Origin of the sequence: Pseudanabaena biceps PCC 7429, assembly GCF_000332215.1 — a bacterium.
Classification (GTDB): Bacteria; Cyanobacteriota; Cyanobacteriia; order Pseudanabaenales; family Pseudanabaenaceae; genus Pseudanabaena; species Pseudanabaena biceps.
On sequence record NZ_ALWB01000096.1, the window covers coordinates 1 to 20,913 of the forward strand.

Genomic DNA, 20,913 nt, shown 5'->3' on the forward strand with positions numbered 1-20,913 from the left:
CTTTGCTTAGACTTTTGCGGATAAAAAATGTCCCACCCATTTATCTAGCTTCGCCTCCGCTCAGCTAACTTTGACTGAGCGGAGTCGAAGTCATAGATAATTTAGAAACCATTTAAGAATTGGATAGATCCCCCCAGCTCCCCTTTTTAAGGGGGGAGAATTAAATTCTTCCCCCTTTTTTAGGGGGATTGAGGGGGATCTCTTAGAGTTTTTGACCGCAGAAAGTAATTCTTAAATGGTTTCTAAAGTTCGTTCGTTAGCAAATATGTCACCATTTCCCCTTTACCCTTGATCTCAATGGTTCTCTTGGGCTCGAATTGGTACTTGTCTTTCAAAATTTGATAGGTCGTATCTGTCACTTGGATGCAGCCTGGAAGCCCGTGGGACTCCATCCGACTAGCGATATTTACCGTGTCTCCCCACAGGTCGTAAATAAATTTTTTCTTGCCGATAACCCCTGCCACCGCTTTACCCGTATGAATCCCAATTCTTAGCTTGAATTGCTTGCCATCGGGGCGGACAAATTGACTAATAGATTTCTGCATTTCTAGTGCCATGGAAGCGATCGCTTCAGCGTGATCGTCACGGGGAATGGGTAGCCCACCCACAGCCATATAGGAATCGCCAATGGTTTTGATCTTTTCTAGGTTGTAGCGATCCACAAGACGATCAAATTCAGAAAAGATTTCATTGAGCATATATACCAGTTCATCCGCAGATACCGAAGCCGCAAATTCGGTAAATCCCACGATATCGCCAAATAGAACTGTTACTTCATCAAAACTATCCGCCACAATCGTCCCGCGTGTTTTTAACTTAGAAATGGAACTTGATAAAATTTCCGCAGAACTATTCGCAGAACTATTAAGGGTGATATTGTTGGAATTATAGAGAGCTGAGGATTTGAGTCGTTCGGCGATCGCTTTGGGTAAAACATTGAGTAGTAATCTTTCCGAGCGTATTTGCTCAATCCGCAAATTTTCCTCGGCGCGGCGACGTTCTTGCGCCTCCATACCTAAAGATAACAACTCTGATAAAGAACTTGCAAAACTAATTTCCTCTAGCATCCATAGCCGTTCTACTTCCGTTTGTTCAAACATCAAGATGCCCGTTAATTCCCCCGCAATATCAAAGGAGGATACTAGTAGAGAGACAATCCTAGAGGGGTGGAGATAGTCTTGGTATAGCTCGACTAAAACTGCTTCATCCTGTACATCTTCTACGGCCAAACTCCGATGTTCGTGGATTGCCGCAAAAAAGATGGGGAATTTATCCGCATCTAAAAACTCTGCTTCGCTATGGATATTGACACTTTTGATATAGAGATCGAGGCAATGCAATTTGGTCTTAGCATTGTCAAATAGCCAGACGCTGACACGCTCGATATCCAAGGTATGACTGGCTGTAGCGGTAATATTCTGGACGGCAATGATAAAGTCCCCCAAGTTAAGCGCTTTATTTTTGGTGAGATCGATCAGGATTTTTTGTTGTTTGCGAAGTTGCTGTTCACGACGCTGTAATAGGAAGTTACTCCGTTGCAGAGATATCTGCGAGTTAGCCAGTTCGCTAGTTCTTTCTTGTACTCGCGACTCTAATTCAATATTGGCTTTTTCAAGTCGTTTAAAGGATTCCGTAAGCATTTCTGCCATGCGATTGAAGGACTCAGATAGAATCTTGACTTCGCTTGTGCCCTTTACCAATACCCTAGAATCGAGATCGCCATCGGCGATCGCTTGGGATGCACCGCTGAGATTGAGTAATGGAGCTGTAATCGAACGAGCCGTCATCATCCCAATTAAAATCGCTACCCCCAAGGTGGCGAGGCAAAATAAGATGGTGAATTGCCGACGACTATTAATCTGCTCCATAAAGCTCGATTCGGGGAGCACCACGACAATCAACAGGTCTAGACCATCGCGATCGCGCCAAGGCTGCACCCGAATAAATTGCTTCTCTCCTTCTAAGTTTGGTTCTAGTTTTAATTCTTCTTGAATAAAATTAAAATTATCAAATTCTTTGATGAGATAGCGGACCGCAGATCGAGATAGGACATCGTTACTATTGAGAATATTCAAGCGCTGAGGTTTGCCATTAATAATGGAGAAAATTCGTTCGTTGCTTGAGGTTCCGACGACTAATCCTGAACGCTCAATGATCAAAATACGTTCGGAATTATCGGTCTTTAAGTCTTGTAAAAAGATATTTATTTGGGTGAGGATATAATCAACTCCCAGTACGCCAATTAACTTGCGATCGCGATCGTAGAGGGGATAGCTATGGGAAATAGATAAAACTTCAGGGCGACTATCCCATTGATAGATCTTCGTCCATGTGGGTTTGCCTGCCTTGACCGCATCGGCATACCAAGATTCTTGCCGCACATCCTTAGGTAATTCCATAACTTCGGGCGGCTCTTGGCGATTCCCTTCACTATCGGTGTTGAAAATAGCTGTCTTGGTAATGCCCCTTGCTAAGGTTGTCTCAGTAATTAATATCTTGCCATCGTTTTTTCGCTCAGCCCCAATAAATTCTTGACTGTCCGCAGCATAGTTTATATATCCCACGTTATATAAATCCATCTGTTTCCAAAAGAAGTGCCCAGTTTGTTGAAAATTCTCTAGGTTTAACATTCCCAATTTCACTGCATTAGCATTAGCTTGGTTGATTTGGGGCGGGATGCGTAAATAATTATCGAGTTTGGTACTTATGCGATCGCTAACTTCGCCACTGAGACGGGTAGCCAATTCACCCACCGCTTGTTGTTCGTTCCGAAATGAGAAGGTTCCGACTACACCAACCGTTATACAAATCTGTACGACAAAAGGTACAACTAAAATAACCTTTAAAGGGATATTTTTAAATAATTTGGCAAACAACTGTGGTGTATCGGGGATTTTAAGCATGATATATAACAAATTTGGCTGACTATGGAAATAAGCAATCCAGCGCAGGCTTTTTAAGAGTTGTTTTCAGTTGTCTGAAGTCAATTTACGGTATTTTGAGATTCCATTACAATAGCAGTCTTAACCCTATATATCTAATGAATATATCAACGTAAGAGATACTCCCTTCCCAGTCAAGAAATAGCGTTGCGGGGCAAAGCCCCGTACCGCTATTTCTTGGCTTTATACCAAATCACAAAATGGCTACGCCATTTTGTGATTTTAAAACCCTTACTGGGTTTGGTTTTCAATTCCCGAAAGTGTAGCCACACTTTTGGGAATTGGTATTATATGTCTATTTCTTTAGTGGGAAGGGAGTAGCTAGGACATAAACCCCCTAAAGATGAGTGGCGGAGCGAAGCGCCGCTACTCATCTTTAGGGGGTGGTGTACGCTGCGCCGCAGGTTTTAGAGCTGGATTTTAATTATGCCGAACTACTTATCCTCTAAATTATGATCTTTCCTTTAAGAAGATAGGTGATCATTTCTCCTTTACCTTTGATATTAATTGCCCCTCTCTCCTCAAGAACATACTTGGTTTTTAAAAGTTGGTAGGTGGCTTCAGTTACCTGAATGCAGCCCGCTAGTCCGTAAGATTCCATGCGACTCGCGACATTCACCGTGTCTCCCCATAGATCGTAGATAAACTTTTTTGTCCCAATTACCCCTGCGATCGCCTGACCCGTATGAATCCCAATGCGCAAAGAAAAAACGCTTCCATCCGAACGCTTGAATTTCTGGATTACGGTTTGCATCTGTAATGCCATTTCCGCGATCAACTCAGCATGATCTTTACTTGGCACTGGTAATCCGCCTACTACCATGTAGGAGTCACCGATGGTTTTAATCTTTTCGAGCTCGTACTGCTCGACTAGATGGTCAAATTCCGAAAAAATATCATTGAGGACATTGACTAATTCGCTAGCAGAGATAGAAGCCGCATATTCCGTAAAATTGACAATATCTGCAAATAAAACCGTAACTTCTTCAAAGGAATCGGCGACAATGGTGCCGCTGGTTTTCAAATGGACTTTAGTCATCGATTGGATTGATTTTAGTCGCTCGGCAATTTCTTGGGGCAAGACGTTGAGCAGTAGCCGTTCAGATTTTTTTTGTTCAAATCTTAAGCTCTCTTCTGCTCGTCGTCGCTCTTGCGCTTCTAAACTGAGCGCGAGTAAATCCGATAGGGAATGAGCAAAACTAATTTCTTCTTCGATCCATAAATGCTCGATTTCCGTATGTTCAAATAGAATTATGCCCATGACTTCGCCGCTCAGTTCAAATCGGGATAATAGAACTGAAACAACATTCAAGGGTATACAGTAGGAGACGACCAGTTCCTGAAGCACTGGGTCTTCCTGCACATCTTCGATCGCCACGCTGCGATTTTCTAATATTGCTTTAAATAGACTAGGGTATGCAGCGGCGGTTAAAACATCAGCTTCGCTATGGATGTGGGTGCTTTTTTGATAGAGATCGAGGCAATGCAAAACTGTTTTGTTTTTATCAAATAGCCAAATACTGACACGCTCGACATTTAAGGCATAGCATCCCGTGCGGGTAATATTTTGGACGGCAACAATAAAGTCTCCTTGATTGATGGCGCGATCCTTGGTCAAATCAAATAACACGTTCTGCTGTTTGCGGAGCTGTTGTTCCCGACGGGACAAAATAAAATTGGTCCTCTGCAAGGAAGATTTGGACGCATCTAGCTCATTGGTCTTTTCTTGAATGAGTGACTCTAATTCCTTGTTGGACTGTTTGAGTCGATTTAAAGTTATTACTAGCGATCGCCCCAAGATGCTCGCAATAGCGATCGCCATGGCAAGTACGAGCCAACGATTGGAAATAATTTCTAGGGGATGGTCGAGAGTAGGAATATCTAGGGTACTTAAATTGGGGGTGCGGGTGGCTAACTTGATATTTAGTCTGTTATCTAACCAGTTTTTGGCGATCGCCGCGATCGCGATCGTTTGTACACCAATAGTTACCGCCAAAGTAACCATTAGCAGCTTGTTTTGTAAAAGTTTGACAAGATGATTAGATAGCAGAGTTTTATTCCTGCAAAGGAAAATATTGCATCATGCTATCTCGATCGCTTAAAGGGGTCAATTCGCACAATTGCTGACTAGATAATTCTCACTTTCTTTGACCTAAGCGAAAAAATGGCTAAGCATCTAAATACCAAGTTAAGAAATGGCGTAGCCATTTCTTACAGCAATTATCGATCAAACGAACCACAAGGAAATTTTTGAAAGCGTTGCAAAGCAACGCTTTCAAAAATTTCCTTGGTTTGGGTTTGAGCGCGAAGCGCTGTAACTTGGTATTATGGCTCGATCGCTTGCAAAACTGCTTTGGGCAAAAGCTTATCCTTAAACCACAATGTCATCCCAGTATTCTCGCTCACCTTGACTCCAGCCTTTTCGAGATTAAGCCGTTCGGAAATCGCCAAAATCAAGTTCTCGCAATTTGCCTGACTTACCTGTGAAAACTTTTTGCGTAAATATTCTGGTCGCCAATAGCCGACGATCTCCAATAAATAACTGCGTCCATCGGGATGGACTAACCGAAAATCAGGAATCATCACGCTCCCAGGAATGGGAATGAGATCGACCTCTCTTTCCAATTTCCATTCCGTTTTTAAATCGGTCCAACGCTCCGCAAAGGACGACTCGATCGCACTGTCATACATTTTGCCCGCAGGGTAATGGCTGACTAAACCGCATTCCGAATCAAGGGTGAATAGTCCCGTCCGCTTCTTTTTAGAATAGGGATCTTTTTCAACTAATGTGGCTTGCAGGCTCCATTTCGTAACATGTAACAAGGCAGGAAGAAGTTTGGCGATCGCCAAACCATAGCGAGTACTCGTACCAAATAAACTCGTCGCCCCATCGACGGTAATCGTAAAGCCATAATCCACATCCCCCTCGATATAGGACATTAACTGAAATAGCTTGAGATAGCGAAACAGAAGCTTATACTCTCCTGGATCGTTGCGATGCACCTTGAGAGTCATATGACTGGCTCGATAGAAAATTCCTTGCACTTGCGAGAGATTATAACGATGGATTAAATCTTCAGCAGTTGGCTTGTCAAATTGTGTCAGAATGCGGTTCTCGATCAGGTCAGCATAAAGCCCTTGAGCGATTTGTGAAGGAAATACTTCCCGATTGAGTTCTTGAGTGAGTTGATCGGCAAGTTTTGCTAAAGTTTCTGCTGTGGCTTGTTGACTAGGAATGACTTGCGTTGCAAGTTCAAATACGCGGCGGCGCAATTCCTGCGGTTCCAAGGGACTAAGGATTTCAAAGGTGCTAAAGCTTGATTTGAGAATATGCGCTAATCCCCGCTTTACCCGATAATCGGGCGTATCTCCTTCCATTTCTTGCAATTGGCGATCGAGTTCACCTTGTGATTGCCCCTTACATGTTTCAAAAATAGCGATTAATTCTGTAGCGATCGCCTGAGTCTTATCATCTAATTTTAATCGCTTAGGAATGACAGTTTCGCCATTCAGCCGATGCATCAAGAGTTCGCTAGGCAACATAAATTTTGCTGGACAATGCTAAAAGAACAGGCTATCTAATGGGCATAATTAAAATCCAAAAAGCTGTAGCGCATGCTGTGCGTGCGCTACAGCTTTTGATTTTGGGTCTTAATTATGCCCAGCTACTTATCGTCAAGAGCATTAATTCTATGACAGTTCAACTGTTCAGACACAATTTAAAAATAAGTAGTTCGGCATAGTTAAAAACTGTTGTGTAAGCTGCGCTGTCTAATTCTTCACTGGGAAGGGAGTAAGATTTCTAAGGTAGTTAGCGTAGGAGTAAAAATGATTCGATACTTGCCCCTTGTGGTGGGGACATTGGGCGGAATTGGTTTGTTAGCCAACCGCATGGTGACTTTAAATCTCACCTCTAGCCAGTCGAGGGCTGATGCATTGGGGGTTTTATTGAGTGCAGTTTTAATTTTGGTCGGACTGCTATGGCAACAGGTGCAACCAAAGCCCCCCGATGCTGTGACTTTAGTTGGAGAAGAAGGCTTTGAGATGGCGGACTCGCTGACCGATGCGGTCAAAACCGAACTGGCTTGGTCATCGCATATTTTACTGACTAATACCGTGACTAAGACCGTGGTAGTTTATTACGATCGCCAGACCATCTTGCGTAGGGGAATTTTGGGCAAGAGCGATCGCGTAAATATTGGCGCGATCGCTGAGCGAGTAATGAAAACCCAAAAGCCCGTTTATCTAGTCAAATTAGAACTTTATCCAGGACGGGTGGAGTTTGACTATCTACCTGAAAATACGCAGGGAGCGATCGTGCAACCTCTCGGAGAAAAAGGAGTCATGGTTTTAGGCGCAAATATTCCCCGTAGTTATACCAAGCAAGATGAAAATTGGGTTGCGGCGATCGCGGACAAACTAACCTATAATCTCAGCCAACTTAAGTAACTTAACCAATTATCGTTATGCTAAATCGCATTTGCCCGACTATTGCCCTCGCGTTACTGCTTAGCCTCGGCGCATTTACTTCAGCCTATGGACTGACAGCGATCGCCCAAGTTGCTCAGGAAAACAGCGATAAAGCTCCAGATAAATCACCAGAGCTAATTTCATCGGAAAAACGCGCCCTAATTAAAGAGTTGCTCGAAATTACCGAATCTAGCAAAACTGCTCAGCAGGTCATGGATAATATGGCGAGAGCCGAGTTGCCAAAACTCATATCCACAGTCATTAAAAAGATCCCCTCTCTCAATAGCGATAGTCCCGAAGTCCAGAAACAATTCAACGACACTGTATCAAGGATAGCGATCAAATATCGCGATCGGGTAATCAAAAAAATTAACGTCGATCAATTAATTGAGCAGATTTCCTATCCCGTCTACGATAAATATTTTACCGAGTCGGAATTGCGCGACATTATCGGTTTTTATAAATCGGAAACAGGCAAAAAAACGATCGGGCTGATGCCACAGATCTTTAGTGAGTCCATGCGCCGCACCAACGAAATTTTGTTGCCCAAAATGTCGAGCATCATGACCGAAATCATTTCGGAAGAGCTATTGAATGCAATACCGCAAAAATGATCGGCTAACTAATCGGGAAAATAATCGGGAAAAGGTAAGAAGGCTCTAGCTCTCTGGGTTTTATATTTTAATCGTCTTAACGGTTGCTATACTGTAATGCTGAGAGCTTTTGTCGCTTCATCACACCTTTAACAATATTTCAACTGTTATATCAGCAAATACGCATGGCAATTTTAGATCGGCAGGGTCGTTTATTTGGCAAACTAAGCATTCTTGACATCGGGGCGATCGCGACGATCCTGATTGTCCTGATCGGCTTACTCCTCGTTCCTGGTAATAGCGGCAACTCGATCGCCCAAATGTTATCTGCCGAAAATAAAACCGTTCAGGTAGATATGAACGTAAGGGGCTTAAGTGCAACCGATCCGCGCAATCTGATCAAAGTTGGCGATAAAGTTAACATCATTATCCGCAACCAACCTCGGGGCGAAGTTACGATCAAAAAAGTTGACATTTCTACGCCCAAAGTGGTCGCTGCTAAAGCCGATGGAACGGCGGTATTTTTTGACGATCCCCGTGCAGTATCCACATCTCAGTCAGATCTCGCCCTCACCCTTGAGGCAACTGCCAGAGTTACTAATGATGGCGTAGTATTTGGCAACGAAAAGGTTAAGGTTGGAACATCCATTGATATTGAAGGTTCTAAATACCTGATTCGTGGGAGTGCGATGGCAGTAAGGTATTAATTTTGTAAATCGTTTACCACCTATCACCAATTACCTATTATCCAAAATGCAACCCTCATTTCCTCAAGGTTTTGTTCTTAAAGGTCGCTATGCTATTCGATCGACGATTGGGCAGGGTGGCATGGGGCGAACCTATTTGGCACAAGACCTAGAGCGCTTTAATGAAACCTGTGTACTCAAAGAATTTATTCCGCCTCAAGATTCGCAAGAGGTAACGGAAAAAGCAAAGGAACTCTTTCGGCGCGAAGCCTCGGTGCTTTATCAAATTCGTCATCCCCAAGTGCCAGAGTTTCGCGCTACCTTTGAGTCTGAGGGAAGGTTACTCTTGGTACAGGACTATGTAGAGGGTAAAAATTACCGCAATTTATTGCTCGAACGGCTCAAGACGGGACAGACATTTTCAGAGAATGAGATATTCTCCCTGATGCAGCAGCTTTTGCCTGTATTGAGCTATTTACATAGCCACAATATTATCCACCGTGATATCTCTCCCGAAAACCTAATGTTGCGATCGCAGGATAATTTGCCCGTGCTGATTGATTTTGGCGTAGTTCAAGAAACCAATGCCAAACTTAACTCACAGATGGGCATTCCTGCCTCAACGGTGGCAGGTAAGGCTGGCTACGCACCGCCCGAACAATTACAATCGGGGAATGCCTATGCCAATAGCGATCTTTATGCGCTTGCCGTAACTTCCATCGTTCTGATGACGGGACGTGAGCCATCGGAATTGTTTGACAGCATCAATCTGGCTTGGAATTGGCAACAATTTGCTAATGTCAATCCTGCCTTTGCAAGGGTAATCAACCAAATGTTGAGCTATAAACCCACGAATCGCTATCGCTCTGCTGACGAAGTGATACAGGCTCTACAGGTTGCACAAGCATCTTTTTCGGGGGCAAAGACCTATGCGGTGGGGCGACCAGTTACATCCAAGGTGGCGGCGACCTTGCCCCAAAGAACGGTATTAGCTGGTGGAAATAACCGTAATCCTGACAATAGCTATGGAAACAGTAATGAAAATATGTCGAATTCAGGCAATGGTGGTGGAGTTAACTGGTTTTTCGGCATTTTAATCATTCTCGTTGCGGGGCTTGGTTCTTGGGCTGTTACCTCATTTTTCTTTGGTCGCAACCGTGTTACGACGACCAATCCCACCGAGTCGGCGATCGCTTCTCCTAATGCCACACCCAGCGCAGTAAATGTAACAAACATCAATACTAGTCTCGATCTTAAGTCGATTAATGATAGCCTCGAACAGGGATTCAGTAGCGAGAAGATCGCATCGGGGCAAGTCGTTAATGTCCGTTTTAATGGCGGGAAAGATGAGTTACTTACGGTTTCTTTATCGGGAGCCGATCTACAGATGACGATCCAGAGTGACGATCAAGTTGCTCTCGACCGTAAAGCGATCGATAATGCCTCTGGATATTGGCAAGGGCGACTAAAAAAGGATGGAGTTTACTATGTCAAAATTAAAACCACGGGCACGAATGAAACTACCTATAGACTTGACGTTAAGTTAGAAGCTCCTGTAAAACCACAACCAATTCCGACGCGAATTTCAACTCCTAGTCCATCAGTTACGCCCACGGATAAACCCACCGCTACACCCAGTACTTCCCCCACCGCCCCCCCCATAGAACCAACGCGATCGCCTGAACCATCTCCGAGTAGCAGTCCTACTCCATCACCAAAATCGCCCGAACCATCACCAGTGCCAAATCCCAATCAGCCAGCCCCCGAACCATCCAAAACTAATCCCACGCCTAATCTCACTTTCTAATTAATTTCTAATAAATGCAAAATATAAATGCAAAATATAAAAATCAATTTTCAAAAGCTGCATCCAGAGGCTCAGATACCTAGTTACGCTCATCTTGGCGATGCGGGGGCTGATGTTTATGCAGTTGCCGAAGTTACGCTCCAACCCCTAGATCGTGCGGCCATTCCGACGGGATTGGCTGTGGATATTCCCCTTGGCTATGAGATCCAAGTGCGTCCTAAGAGTGGTTTGGCTTTGAAACATGGCATTACGGTTCTCAATTCTCCTGGTACAGTTGATGCTGGCTATCGCGGCGAGATTCAAGTGATAGTAGTTAATCTTGGTAAGGAACCTTACACCTTTACTAAAGGGCAAAAGATCGCGCAGTTAGTATTAAAAACGGTAGTTCAAGCGGATTATGTTGAAGGTGTCTTAGGATCTAGCGATCGCGGTACTGGCGGTTTTGGTAGTACGGGACTGAAATAGCGAAGCAAAAAAAGGATGGGTGGTGCTTTGCACCACTTTAGATAGAATACGGTGAATTTCTACGGCTGGGATATTGGAAGTTGAGAGATAGTGACGCAAATGCTCAACCTCTACATTTCGTTTGATGATGTGAATTTGATCGATTAAATCGATTAAAATATAAAAAATTTCTTATCCCTAAAAAAATATGATTGCGGCTAGAGAAAACTTTCCTCAACTCACTCCCCAAGAATACTTTGCTTGGGAAGAAAAGCAACTACATAAACACGAATATATTGAAGGGCAAGTCTATGCCATGAGTGGCGGTAGCCGAAATCACAGCTTAATTGCAGTAAGATTTACTACTTTGTTTTCTAATCACCTAGATGGTAGTAGTTGCGATGTAGGCAACTCAGACCTGCGGGTTAAAAGTGCAATATCTCAGAACTACACTTACCCTGATGCCACCGTCACCTGTGACGATCGCGACAAAACCACTACTCAATACATCACCTATCCATCTCTAATTGTTGAAGTCTTATCACCCAGCACAGAAGCTTATGATCGCGGCGGGAAATTTAGACTATATAGGGAAAATCCAATATTACAAGACTATCTATTAGTTAGTTCCACTAGCATTGAAATAGACCTCTATCATAAAAAAGATAACGGGGAATGGATAATTATTAACTACAAAGAGGGAGATACGATCGAGCTAAAAAGTATCAATCTTATCTTTGCAATCAACCAAATTTATAGAGGTTTGGAACTGCATAATGATGATGCTCCTGAAATGACTCCAACTAAAATTTAAGTTGCGATCGCTTATAGATGTATATACAGTCTGTGGTTCAATGAGTAATAACTATCATCTATAGGAATATTTTTCATCGTGGCGATCGCAAACCAATACGGCTATTACACCGAAGATTATCGGGAATTTGTGATTACAGATCCGCGCACCCCGCGCCCTTGGTTTAACTATATGTGGAATAGCCAATATGCAGGGCTAATTTCCCATACAGGTGGTGGCTTTAGCTTTTTGGAATCGCCACGGGATAACCGCATTAGCCGAATGCGCTATAACTGTCTACCTTGGGATCGTCCTGGACGTTATGTAATGGTTAAAGATAGCGCTACGGGGAAATATTGGTCACTGAGTTGGGCTCCGACGATTGATTTAAAATATGATTTCTATGAATGTCGTCACGGTCAGGGATATACCAAAATCACCACGGAGATAAATGGAATTCGTGGGGAAATCACTTACTTTGTGCCAACAGATACCAATGCGGAAGTTTGGCGCGTGAAGTTAACGGAACTTTCAGGACAAACCCGTGATTTAGAGATTTATTCATTTTTGGAATTATTGATGGGCAATGCTCTCAATGATCAAATCAATCAACCGAATGATAAGCATTTCACCGATATTCATTTTGATCGAGAGTTACAAGCATTAGTGGCTACTCGTCGCTATTGGGTTTTGAATAAGGGAGTTTCCGTTAAGCAACCAAATATTGATTGGAAGTATCAAATTTATTTTTCGCAAAATTTGCCGATCGCGGGCTTTGATAGCAGTCTTGATACATTTATCGGCAGATGGCGATCGGAAGCAAATCCTCTGGCGGTAGAAACAGGAGTGATGCAGAATATGGAGATTACAGCGGGTGATCCTGTGGTGGCTTTGCAGTCGAAGATTAGCTTGGCGGCGCATAGTGCTGTAGATTTTGCGGTGACTTTGGAGATTGCCCCAAAAGAGATCCCCCCCCTTAATAAGGGGGGTAAATTTTCTTCTCCCCCCTTATTAAGGGGGGCTGGGGGGGATCTAAGCCTAGAAATTATTGATCGCCAATTCGCACAGCTTAGACAAAAATGGGACGATCATCTTTCCTGTGTACAGGTGCAAACACCTGACGAAGCCTTTAATGCGATGATCAATGTCTGGAATCAGTATCAGGCGGCGGTAACCTTTGATATGGCGCGAAATTCGGGCTATTATCACGGTGGATTGCTGTTTGGGACAGGAATGCGCGATCGCTTTCAGGATATTCTCGGTGTGGTGATGGTTGATCCTGTACGAGTGAGAGAAAGATTAATTAAGGCATTAAACTTCCAATTTAAGGATGGTTCCACTTTACATAATTATTTTGTCCTGACGAATACGGGAGAACGCACAAATCATTCCGATACGCCTTTGTGGATTCCCTTTGGCATTGTGGAATATCTCAAGGAAACGGGTGATTTCTCGATTTTAGAAGAAGTGGTTCCTTATCATGATGAGACTTCAGGCTCAGTCTATGAGCATTTGGTGAGAGCGCTGGACTTTGCGATCGCTAATACAGGCGAGAGAGGAATGCCACGCATTTTCACAGGTGATTGGAATGACACCCTCGACCATGTGGGCGCACAGGGCAAAGGCGAAACCACTTGGGGCGCATTTTTCTTGGGGTATGTGCTGAAAAAATCTTTACCAGTCTGCGAACAACAGGGCGATCGCGCCGCATTAGATCGCTTCCAAAAGTTCTATGAGCATTTGCGCCAAGTGACTAATGATGTCTGTTGGGATGGGGAATGGTATTTACGCGCCTTCCGTGACAATGGTGAGCCGATTGGTGTATCGAGTGCAACTCAGGGCAAAATCTTCCTCAACGCCCAATCATGGGCGGTGATTTCTGAGCTTGCCCCAAGCGATCGCGCCGATAAAGCGATGGCAAGCAGTCGTGAATATTTAGCTACTCCCTTTGGAATGCAAATCGTCGCGCCATCTTTTACGGAAATTGATGATACCGTCGGGCTAATCAGTCGTTGCGTTCCTGGAAAGAAAGAAAATGGTGCAGTGTTTAACCACGCTTCCTCTTGGTTTGTGCTAGCTTCTATTCTCAATGGTGATACGGAATTTGCTTGGGACATCTATCGCCGCATGATGCCGATTAATTCCTCACAGGCGACTGAGGCGAAATGCGATCGCTTTGAAACTGAGCCATACGTCTATCCTGAATATGTCACCAGTCCCGATCATGAAACCCAAGGTCAGGCAAGCCATTCATGGCTCACAGGTACAGCCGTATGGATGCTCCGCATTGGTATTGATTACATCTTAGGATTCCAACCCACATTTACAGGGATGATCATCGATCCAAAAATTCCAAGTGAATGGACTGGATTTACGGCAAAGCGAAAGTTTCGTGGCAAGACTCTCTCGCTCACTGTGACTAATCATAGCGAAGTTAAACAGATGACTGTGAATGGTGAAATTGTAGAAGGGAAGTTTATCGACCCTGCGAAGTATGAAGGAGAGGAGATAGCGATCGCAGTTCATCTTTAACCAATAATGAACTAATAAAGAGGACGCAAAGCGTCCTCTTTATTAGTTGTCTACAGTCTCTTGAGACTGTTGAGATATAATCTTAGTTAGTTCACAATCTTGCAAAACTTATATGCTAGACAAACGCGACTATACATTAATTATCGATAAAAGCGGCAGCATGTCAAACATTGACAGAAGCACTGGCAAAAGTCGATGGGAGGCAGTTAAGGAATCGACACTTGCCCTTGCACGTAAATGTGATCAGCTCGATTCAGATGGAATTACGGTATATTTGTTCTCAGGGAAGTTTAAGCGATACGATAATGTTTCTGCGGCGAAGGTTGAGCAGATTTTCCAAGAGAATGATCCGATGGGTGGTACGAATTTGACTGCTGTTTTGCAAGATGCGATTAATAATTTCTTTCAGCGCAAAAAAGCGGGTCAAGTTAAGTCTGGCGAAACTATTTTAGTAATCACTGACGGAGAGCCAGACGATCGCCGTTCGGTGTTTGAAGTCATTATTGAAGCGACTCGTCGCATGAGTTCTGATGAGGAACTTGCCATTTCCTTTATTCAAGTCGGTTCTGATGCAAGCGCTACTGATTTTCTAAAAGCCCTTGATGATAAGTTACAGAGCATTGGTGCTAATTTCGATATTGTGGACACTATCACCATTAACGATATGGAAGATATGACCTTAGCAGAAGTATTGCTGAGTGCAATTAATGATTAGAGTTTACGTAGGAAATAACATCAGCTTCCTAGATGCTTACAGCAATTATCGATCAAACGAACCACAAAGAAATTTTTGAAAGCGTTACCTCGCAAAGCTTTCAAAAATTTCCTTGGTTTGGGTTTGAGCGTAATGTGCTGTAATTGGACAACCGATATAAACCAACAATATAAATCCAATGGAATCTCTTGAATCCATTCTCACAGATCTGCAAGTTAAATACCAATCTTCCGACTCTAAAAAAGCAAGTCAAGATTTAGGAAGTCAAGATTTAGGAAGTCAAGATTTATCAAATCAAGATTTGACCAAGCCTGCAAAGTCGGCGATCGCAACAAATCTAAGCTCTCTAGATCGATTATTGGCGGATTTACGAAATAAATCACCAAATGAATCTAAGGCTATAGAGCCTGAAATTGATATACGGCAAGGTCAACCTGTCTCAAGTCAGGCGATTAATCATGACTTACAACAGGTAGCCGATCGCCAAAAAGCTAAAGATCGCGAACAATTCACTCAACATGCGAATGAATGGCTCAAAAAGCTTGATCCCCTATCAGGTGAGGGCTTATGGTTTGAGGAATTTGCAAAGAACTATCCGTCGCGCTTAGAAGCAGCGATCGCTTTGATTGCTGCAAAATAGAGCTAATAGCTTTTTTAAGATTTACCCAACTAAAGTATTGATCCTATGCACATCTATCGTCTGCCAGTTTTAAGTGACAACTACGTGTTTGTCTTGCACGATCCTGCCAGTAATACTGCCGCAGTCGTCGATCCTGCGGTTGCCGAGCCAGTCTTAGATAAGTTAGAAGAACTAGGCGCAAATTTAGTTGCCATTTTTAATACCCATCACCATGGCGATCATGTCGGGGGCAATAATGCGCTCATTAAAAAATTTCCCGATGCAATTGTCTATGGTGGCGAAAAAGATCGCGATCGCATTCCCCATCAGCAAGTATTTCTCAAAGGTGGCGATCGCGTGACCTTTGGCGATCACGCAGCGGAAGTATTTTTTGTTCCTGGGCATACTTACGCGCATATTGCCTATTATTTTCCTGCGGTGGGCGATCAAGGTGGTGAATTATTCTGCGGAGATACTTTATTTGCAGGAGGCTGTGGCAGATTATTTGAAGGCACTCCCGCGCAAATGCTGGAATCCCTCAACCAATTGCGTCAATTGCCTGACGATACTCGCGTTTGGTGTGCCCATGAATATACCTTGGGTAATCTCAAGTTTGCCTTAACCGTTGATGGCGAGAATCCTGATTTACAAGAGAGGATGGTCACTGCGACAGCCATGCGGCAAAGGGGCGAATCTACAGTTCCCAGCACGATTGGTTTAGAAAAGCGGACTAATCCCTTTGTGCGTTGGGATGCGCCCGCAATTCAGCGATCGGCAGGAATTGATATTCCCGATCGCGTCTTTGCCAGAATTCGCGGACAAAAGGATAATTTCGCTGGTTAGAATTACACAATTGGCGGTGCGAAGCGCTGCCAATTGTGTTTTTTGAATAAAAAAGCTCCTTAAAGAGGAGCTTTTTTATATTTTAATTTTTAACTTTTAATTTTTAACTGGGGTGCAAGGATTCGAACCTCGGAATGGCTGGACCAAAACCAGCTGCCTTACCACTTGGCGACACCCCATTGTGTCTCTTACAGTATCGGTGCGTTTTTCAAATCTCTTTGATTGCGCGGTACTTACTATAGCAAAGGTATATGGGGTTTTGTCAACCCATTGCCACAACTTTTTTATAGGACAATGCAAATCCTGCGTTATGACATAGCTCCAGCAAGAAAATGGCGGCGCGAAGCGCCGCCATTTTCTTGGTATAAAGCCGAAAGTGTGACAACACTTTTGTGAATTAAACACCAACCCCAGTAAGGTTTTGAGATCCCCAAAATGGCGTTGCCATTTTGGGAATTGGTATAAGGGTTTTCAAGTTAAGAAATGGCGTAGCCATTTCTTAACTTGGTATTAGTTGTCAAGGAGAACAGAATCTTTAGACAGAGCAATCTGTAATTTACAAAATCCTTCAATATGACTGCAAACATCTTGGAGGTGTTGCTCCGCCCATGCTTGTCCGTTACTGAATGGGGTATCGAAACCATTGGCAAAAACATGGACGAGGGGATCGCTAGCATCGGGCAACACCAAAACCCAGTCAAAATCGCTATAAAAAACCTTTACCCCATCGATCAGTTCTACCTTTTCTCTCCCATAGGATTCGACTAGGTGGCGCATGAGCGTGCCTTTGATGCTCCAAGGGCAACGCACTAGCTGCTTCCGAAAATGACAACGGGGTAAATGCAACCGTACCTGCGATAGCGATCGCTTTTGCAGCGTAATCCATTCCATAATTTTGGCAATGCTAAACATGGCATCAAATCCTGGGTGCAGTTGCGGGAAGATAAATCCCATTTCAGCCGAGCCTCCCAGCACTACCCCCTCATGACTATGACAGGTTGCCATTAACGCTGTGGGATTAGCACGGGTACGGATCACTTTGCCCGCATGACGCTCTGCGATTAATTCCACCATGCCTGAGGCGGAGACAGGAACGACTATAGTGCCGCCATATTGTGACATCAGAGCCATTTCCACCATTAAACCCGTCAGGATCTCATCGCGGATGGGCTTACCCAATTCATCGATCAAGATAAACTTTTCGCCATTAGCAAAGACCTGTACTCCAAAGTTGGCTCTAACCGCCTTGACCACATCGGTTAGTTGGGTCAACATTTTTTCGCGATCCACGGGAGCGGGAGCCACCTCATTGAGGCTGGCATTGAGAACGACGACATCGGTGCTAAATTTGCCTAAAATCCTTGGTAAGACTGCCCCTGACACGGCATAGACGTAATCAATGACAATTTTTTTACAATCGCTAAAACGAATTGATTCTACATCAATGTTTTTGGCAAACCCAGTGTTGTAATAGTCCAGTACGCGGGTGGGATAGCTAATTTCCCCAATTTCCTCAATACGGGCGCGGCGGAAGTCCTCTTTAAAAAAGGTTCCCTCGATCTTTTTCTCCGTCGCTTTGTTGATATTAATGCCATTACTATCCAAAAACTCGATCGTTACACAGTCATTGCGATCGGGATGGACGCGCACATGGATACCACCGACAACGCCTAAACTGGGCGCAATGAATCGCGAGATGGGAATTGCCGTGGCTTCGAGGTTCTCCACATTAATGCCGACGGACATTAACCCTGAAATTAGCGATCGCGTCAGCATTCGGCAGATCGTCCGCTGATCTCGCGATACCATCACATGGGAATTGGGGCGTAGGGTTGCACCATAGGCTGCACCCAGCTTGACGGCAAATTCAGGCGTAATATCCACATTGGCGAGCCCAGATACACTATATTGTCCGAATAGGTTTCGTGATGCCATCGCCCCCCAAATTAAGTTTGTGGTAAGGGTTGCGCCTGCTTCCACATGCTTACTCGGCCAAATCCGCACATTGGGAAAAACTCTCGCCTCTTCCCCAATGACTGAGTTAGAGCCAACAACGGCTCCCTCCATCACATGGGCTCTTCTACTAACCCGCACGTTGCGCGAAATCGTGCAGGCCCAGAGATGACATTCCTCAGCAATCATGGCGCTGTTGCCCACGATCGGTCGCTGGAGATCGCAATCAGCCCCAATGGTGACGCGATCGCCAATGATCGTTCCTGCGGAAATTTTAGTGCGATCGCCGATCGCGCAGTTGCTACCAATTAATACAGGTGGTTCGATCTGCACCGTAGGCGAGATGACCGTATGTTTGCCAATCCAGAGCCCTGTCCGTAGCTGCACGTAGTCCATATCTAGATGTACTCTTCCCCTGATGGCATCATATTGGGCTTGCCGATAGGCATCGAGGGAACCAATATCGCACCAATAGCCACTAGCGATATAGCCATACATAGGTACATTTTTGGCAAGCAACAGGGGAAATAGATCGTTAGAAAAGTCGCTTGGCTGATTTACGGGTAAAAAATTTAAAACTTCAGGTTCCAGAATGTAAATACCTGTATTCACCGTATCGGAAAAGACCTCACTCGTTGAGGGTTTCTCTAGAAACCTTTTAATACGATCTTCTTCATCGGTAATCACCACCCCAAAAGCCATCGGATCGCTTACTCTCCTTAAAATCAGGGTAGCTTGAGATTTTTTGGCGCGATGAAATTTGATGGCGGCGGTCAGATCAAAGTCAGTGATGCTATCGCCGCTGATTACCAGAAAAGTACTATTTAAAAGGCTTTCTACGTTTTTAACACAGCCAGCGGTTCCCAGCGGTTGATCTTCCTCAACCACATACATCATATTTACGCCAAAATCGGAGCCATCACCGAAATGTTCTCGAATTACATCAGGCAGGTAATGCAAAGTGGCAATTACTTCACGAATGTCATGACGTTTTAATAAATTGAGAATATGCTCAGTAATAGGTCGATTTAGTACCGAGACCATAGGTTTTGGCATGTCACATGTGAGCGGACGTAGTCTTGTTCCCGACCCGCCTGCCATCAATACTGCGCGCATAGATCCTCCGAACGTCAATACGTAATAGGATTAGGCTCTAGTATCGTTCAAATTTGCGATAAAGCAATGAAAATAAACCTTAATCCTGAAGCTATCCCCACCAAAATCTCTACCAAAATCTCTACCAAAATTATTGTGGCGCTAGATGTACCGTCGGCGGCGGAAGCCATTAATTTGTGCGATCGCTTACCAGAGGTGGATTTCTGGAAAATAGGACTGGAGCTGTTTATAGCCGATGGCGTTACGGTTTTACGCGAACTAAAGACCCGTAACAAACGGATTTTTCTCGATTTAAAGCTCCATGACATCCCCAATACCGTTGCCTCAGCATGTCGAGTTGCTACTAAATATGGTGCAGATTTCTTAACAATTCACGCAGCGGGCGGTAGGGCAATGATGCAAGCTGCGCAAGCGGAAGTTCAAGACTCGTCAACGCAACTTTTAGCAGTCTCGCTCTTAACCAGTATTTCGGCGACAGCATTAGCCGACGATCTCAAGGTTGGTTTAGAGATCCCTGAATATGTCTCCCAGATGGTTTTGTTGGCACGATCGAGCGGTTTACAGGGAGCCGTTTGTTCTCCCCATGAGGCTGCCAAACTACGATCGCTATTAGGCGATGATTTTTGCTTGGTGACTCCAGGGGTGCGCCCGAGCGGAGCCGCAATTGGCGATCAAAGTCGCGTGATGACTCCTCGGCAAGCGATCGCTGCTGGTGCTAACTATCTAGTCATTGGTCGCCCAATTACAGCGGCAGTAGATCCCATCGCAGCATGGGAACAAATTTGCCAAGAATGCGTCTAAACTATAGCCAAGTTCACTTATAGCCAAGCTCACTGAATTCCCATAGCGATCGTTAATTCATTCGTTAATTCATTTAAATAAACATGAAAAAACTAAATTCCCTTATCCTCACCGCGCTTGTTCTCTTGAGTTCGGGCTTTGCCCTAAAAGCTATGCCTGCTAATGCTGAGAGATGGACTGCAATCACGCAAACTAAGGGATATGTTAAAGCTGAAGATGATTCTGTAAAATCGGAGGTCTTAGCACAACTGAATCTAACAGCCGATCAGAAGAAGAAACTAATTGCTATTACTACGGACACCTATAAGAAAGTTGCCCAAAATCTGACTCCCGAACAACGCCAAAAGCTGGAAACAGGTTTAAAAGCTAGACAAGGATTTGTTCCCGTTTTAAAAACATTAAATTTGACTGCCGATCAAAAGAAGACGATAGGGGCGCTTCTGGTCGATCACAGAAGGCAGTTGGTGGCGATGCTGACACCCGAACAAAAGAAAAAATTTGAGGCATTAACTGCAAATAAAAGATAGTCAAATCCCAAAGATGGGTGGCGGCGCGAAGCGCCGCCACCCATCTTTGGGGTTAAACCAAATAAGAAGGCG

General features: G+C 44.2%; 16 protein-coding genes and 1 tRNA gene. 12 read left to right on the top strand and 5 right to left on the bottom strand.

All coding sequences use genetic code 11. The features are described from left to right. Positions 1 to 242 precede the first annotated feature (242 nt). The 3 genes from PSE7429_RS23630 to PSE7429_RS12055 form a co-directional block, all read right to left on the bottom strand. Positions 243 to 2,903, bottom strand: a complete 2,661-nt coding sequence (locus tag PSE7429_RS23630; protein WP_009627472.1) for an adenylate/guanylate cyclase domain-containing protein — start codon at positions 2,901 to 2,903, stop codon at positions 243 to 245. Positions 2,904 to 3,387: 484 nt separating this feature from the next. After that, positions 3,388 to 4,947 (bottom strand): adenylate/guanylate cyclase domain-containing protein, encoded by a 1,560-nt coding sequence (locus PSE7429_RS23635; RefSeq protein WP_009627473.1) that lies wholly within the window; start codon positions 4,945 to 4,947, stop codon positions 3,388 to 3,390. A gap of 320 nt (positions 4,948 to 5,267) precedes the next feature. After that, complete coding sequence (locus PSE7429_RS12055) at positions 5,268 to 6,485, bottom strand: DUF790 family protein (protein WP_009627474.1); 1,218 nt, start codon at positions 6,483 to 6,485, stop codon at positions 5,268 to 5,270. Positions 6,486 to 6,770: 285 nt separating this feature from the next. Between PSE7429_RS12055 and PSE7429_RS12065 the strand changes: the two genes are divergently transcribed. The 10 genes from PSE7429_RS12065 to gloB all read left to right on the top strand — a co-directional run bounded on the left by PSE7429_RS12065 (position 6,771) and on the right by gloB (position 16,444). After that, positions 6,771 to 7,391, top strand: coding sequence for a cofactor assembly of complex C subunit B (locus PSE7429_RS12065; protein ID WP_009627475.1), 621 nt, complete (start codon positions 6,771 to 6,773; stop codon positions 7,389 to 7,391). A gap of 17 nt (positions 7,392 to 7,408) precedes the next feature. Next, positions 7,409 to 8,026 carry a DUF2059 domain-containing protein gene (locus tag PSE7429_RS12070; protein ID WP_009627476.1) on the top strand — a complete coding sequence of 206 codons (618 nt, stop codon included), beginning with the start codon at positions 7,409 to 7,411 and terminating at the stop codon, positions 8,024 to 8,026. Between the two features lie 164 nt (positions 8,027 to 8,190). After that, on the top strand, positions 8,191 to 8,712 hold the full coding sequence (locus PSE7429_RS12075; protein ID WP_009627477.1) for a DUF4330 domain-containing protein: 522 nt from the start codon (positions 8,191 to 8,193) through the stop codon (positions 8,710 to 8,712). 46 nt (positions 8,713 to 8,758) lie between these two features. Then, a complete protein-coding gene (locus PSE7429_RS12080; RefSeq protein WP_009627478.1) occupies positions 8,759 to 10,498 on the top strand; it encodes a serine/threonine protein kinase in 1,740 nt (579 codons plus the stop codon). A gap of 27 nt (positions 10,499 to 10,525) precedes the next feature. After that, positions 10,526 to 10,963 (top strand): dUTP diphosphatase, encoded by a 438-nt coding sequence (gene dut, locus PSE7429_RS12085; RefSeq protein ID WP_009627479.1) that lies wholly within the window; start codon positions 10,526 to 10,528, stop codon positions 10,961 to 10,963. A 187-nt stretch (positions 10,964 to 11,150) separates the two neighbouring features. Then, positions 11,151 to 11,756 (top strand): Uma2 family endonuclease, encoded by a 606-nt coding sequence (locus tag PSE7429_RS12090; protein ID WP_009627480.1) that lies wholly within the window; start codon positions 11,151 to 11,153, stop codon positions 11,754 to 11,756. 78 nt (positions 11,757 to 11,834) lie between these two features. Further along, positions 11,835 to 14,267 carry a GH36-type glycosyl hydrolase domain-containing protein gene (locus tag PSE7429_RS12095; RefSeq protein ID WP_009627481.1) on the top strand — a complete coding sequence of 811 codons (2,433 nt, stop codon included), beginning with the start codon at positions 11,835 to 11,837 and terminating at the stop codon, positions 14,265 to 14,267. A 112-nt stretch (positions 14,268 to 14,379) separates the two neighbouring features. Then, entirely contained in the window at positions 14,380 to 14,982 is a 603-nt protein-coding gene (locus PSE7429_RS12100; RefSeq protein ID WP_009627482.1) for a vWA domain-containing protein, read from the top strand. 178 nt (positions 14,983 to 15,160) lie between these two features. Then, entirely contained in the window at positions 15,161 to 15,622 is a 462-nt protein-coding gene (locus PSE7429_RS23640) for a salt stress protein, Slr1339 family (protein ID WP_009627483.1), read from the top strand. Positions 15,623 to 15,667: 45 nt separating this feature from the next. Then, the gene (gloB, locus tag PSE7429_RS12110; RefSeq protein WP_009627484.1) at positions 15,668 to 16,444 is read left to right on the top strand and encodes a hydroxyacylglutathione hydrolase; all 777 of its coding nucleotides are present in this window, start codon (positions 15,668 to 15,670) and stop codon (positions 16,442 to 16,444) included. A 107-nt stretch (positions 16,445 to 16,551) separates the two neighbouring features. Here gloB and PSE7429_RS12115 read toward each other — a convergent pair. Together PSE7429_RS12115 and PSE7429_RS12120 are read right to left on the bottom strand one after the other, a co-directional pair. Beyond that, positions 16,552 to 16,623 (bottom strand) — tRNA-Gln (locus PSE7429_RS12115). 331 nt (positions 16,624 to 16,954) lie between these two features. Next, entirely contained in the window at positions 16,955 to 19,513 is a 2,559-nt protein-coding gene (locus PSE7429_RS12120) for a mannose-1-phosphate guanyltransferase (protein ID WP_009627485.1), read from the bottom strand. Positions 19,514 to 19,579: 66 nt separating this feature from the next. On the opposite strand from PSE7429_RS12120, the gene pyrF reads away from it, so the two are divergent. Together pyrF and PSE7429_RS23645 are read left to right on the top strand one after the other, a co-directional pair. Beyond that, positions 19,580 to 20,314 carry an orotidine-5'-phosphate decarboxylase gene (gene pyrF / locus PSE7429_RS12125; protein ID WP_009627486.1) on the top strand — a complete coding sequence of 245 codons (735 nt, stop codon included), beginning with the start codon at positions 19,580 to 19,582 and terminating at the stop codon, positions 20,312 to 20,314. A gap of 83 nt (positions 20,315 to 20,397) precedes the next feature. Beyond that, entirely contained in the window at positions 20,398 to 20,841 is a 444-nt protein-coding gene (locus tag PSE7429_RS23645) for a hypothetical protein (protein WP_009627487.1), read from the top strand. Positions 20,842 to 20,913 lie beyond the last annotated feature (72 nt).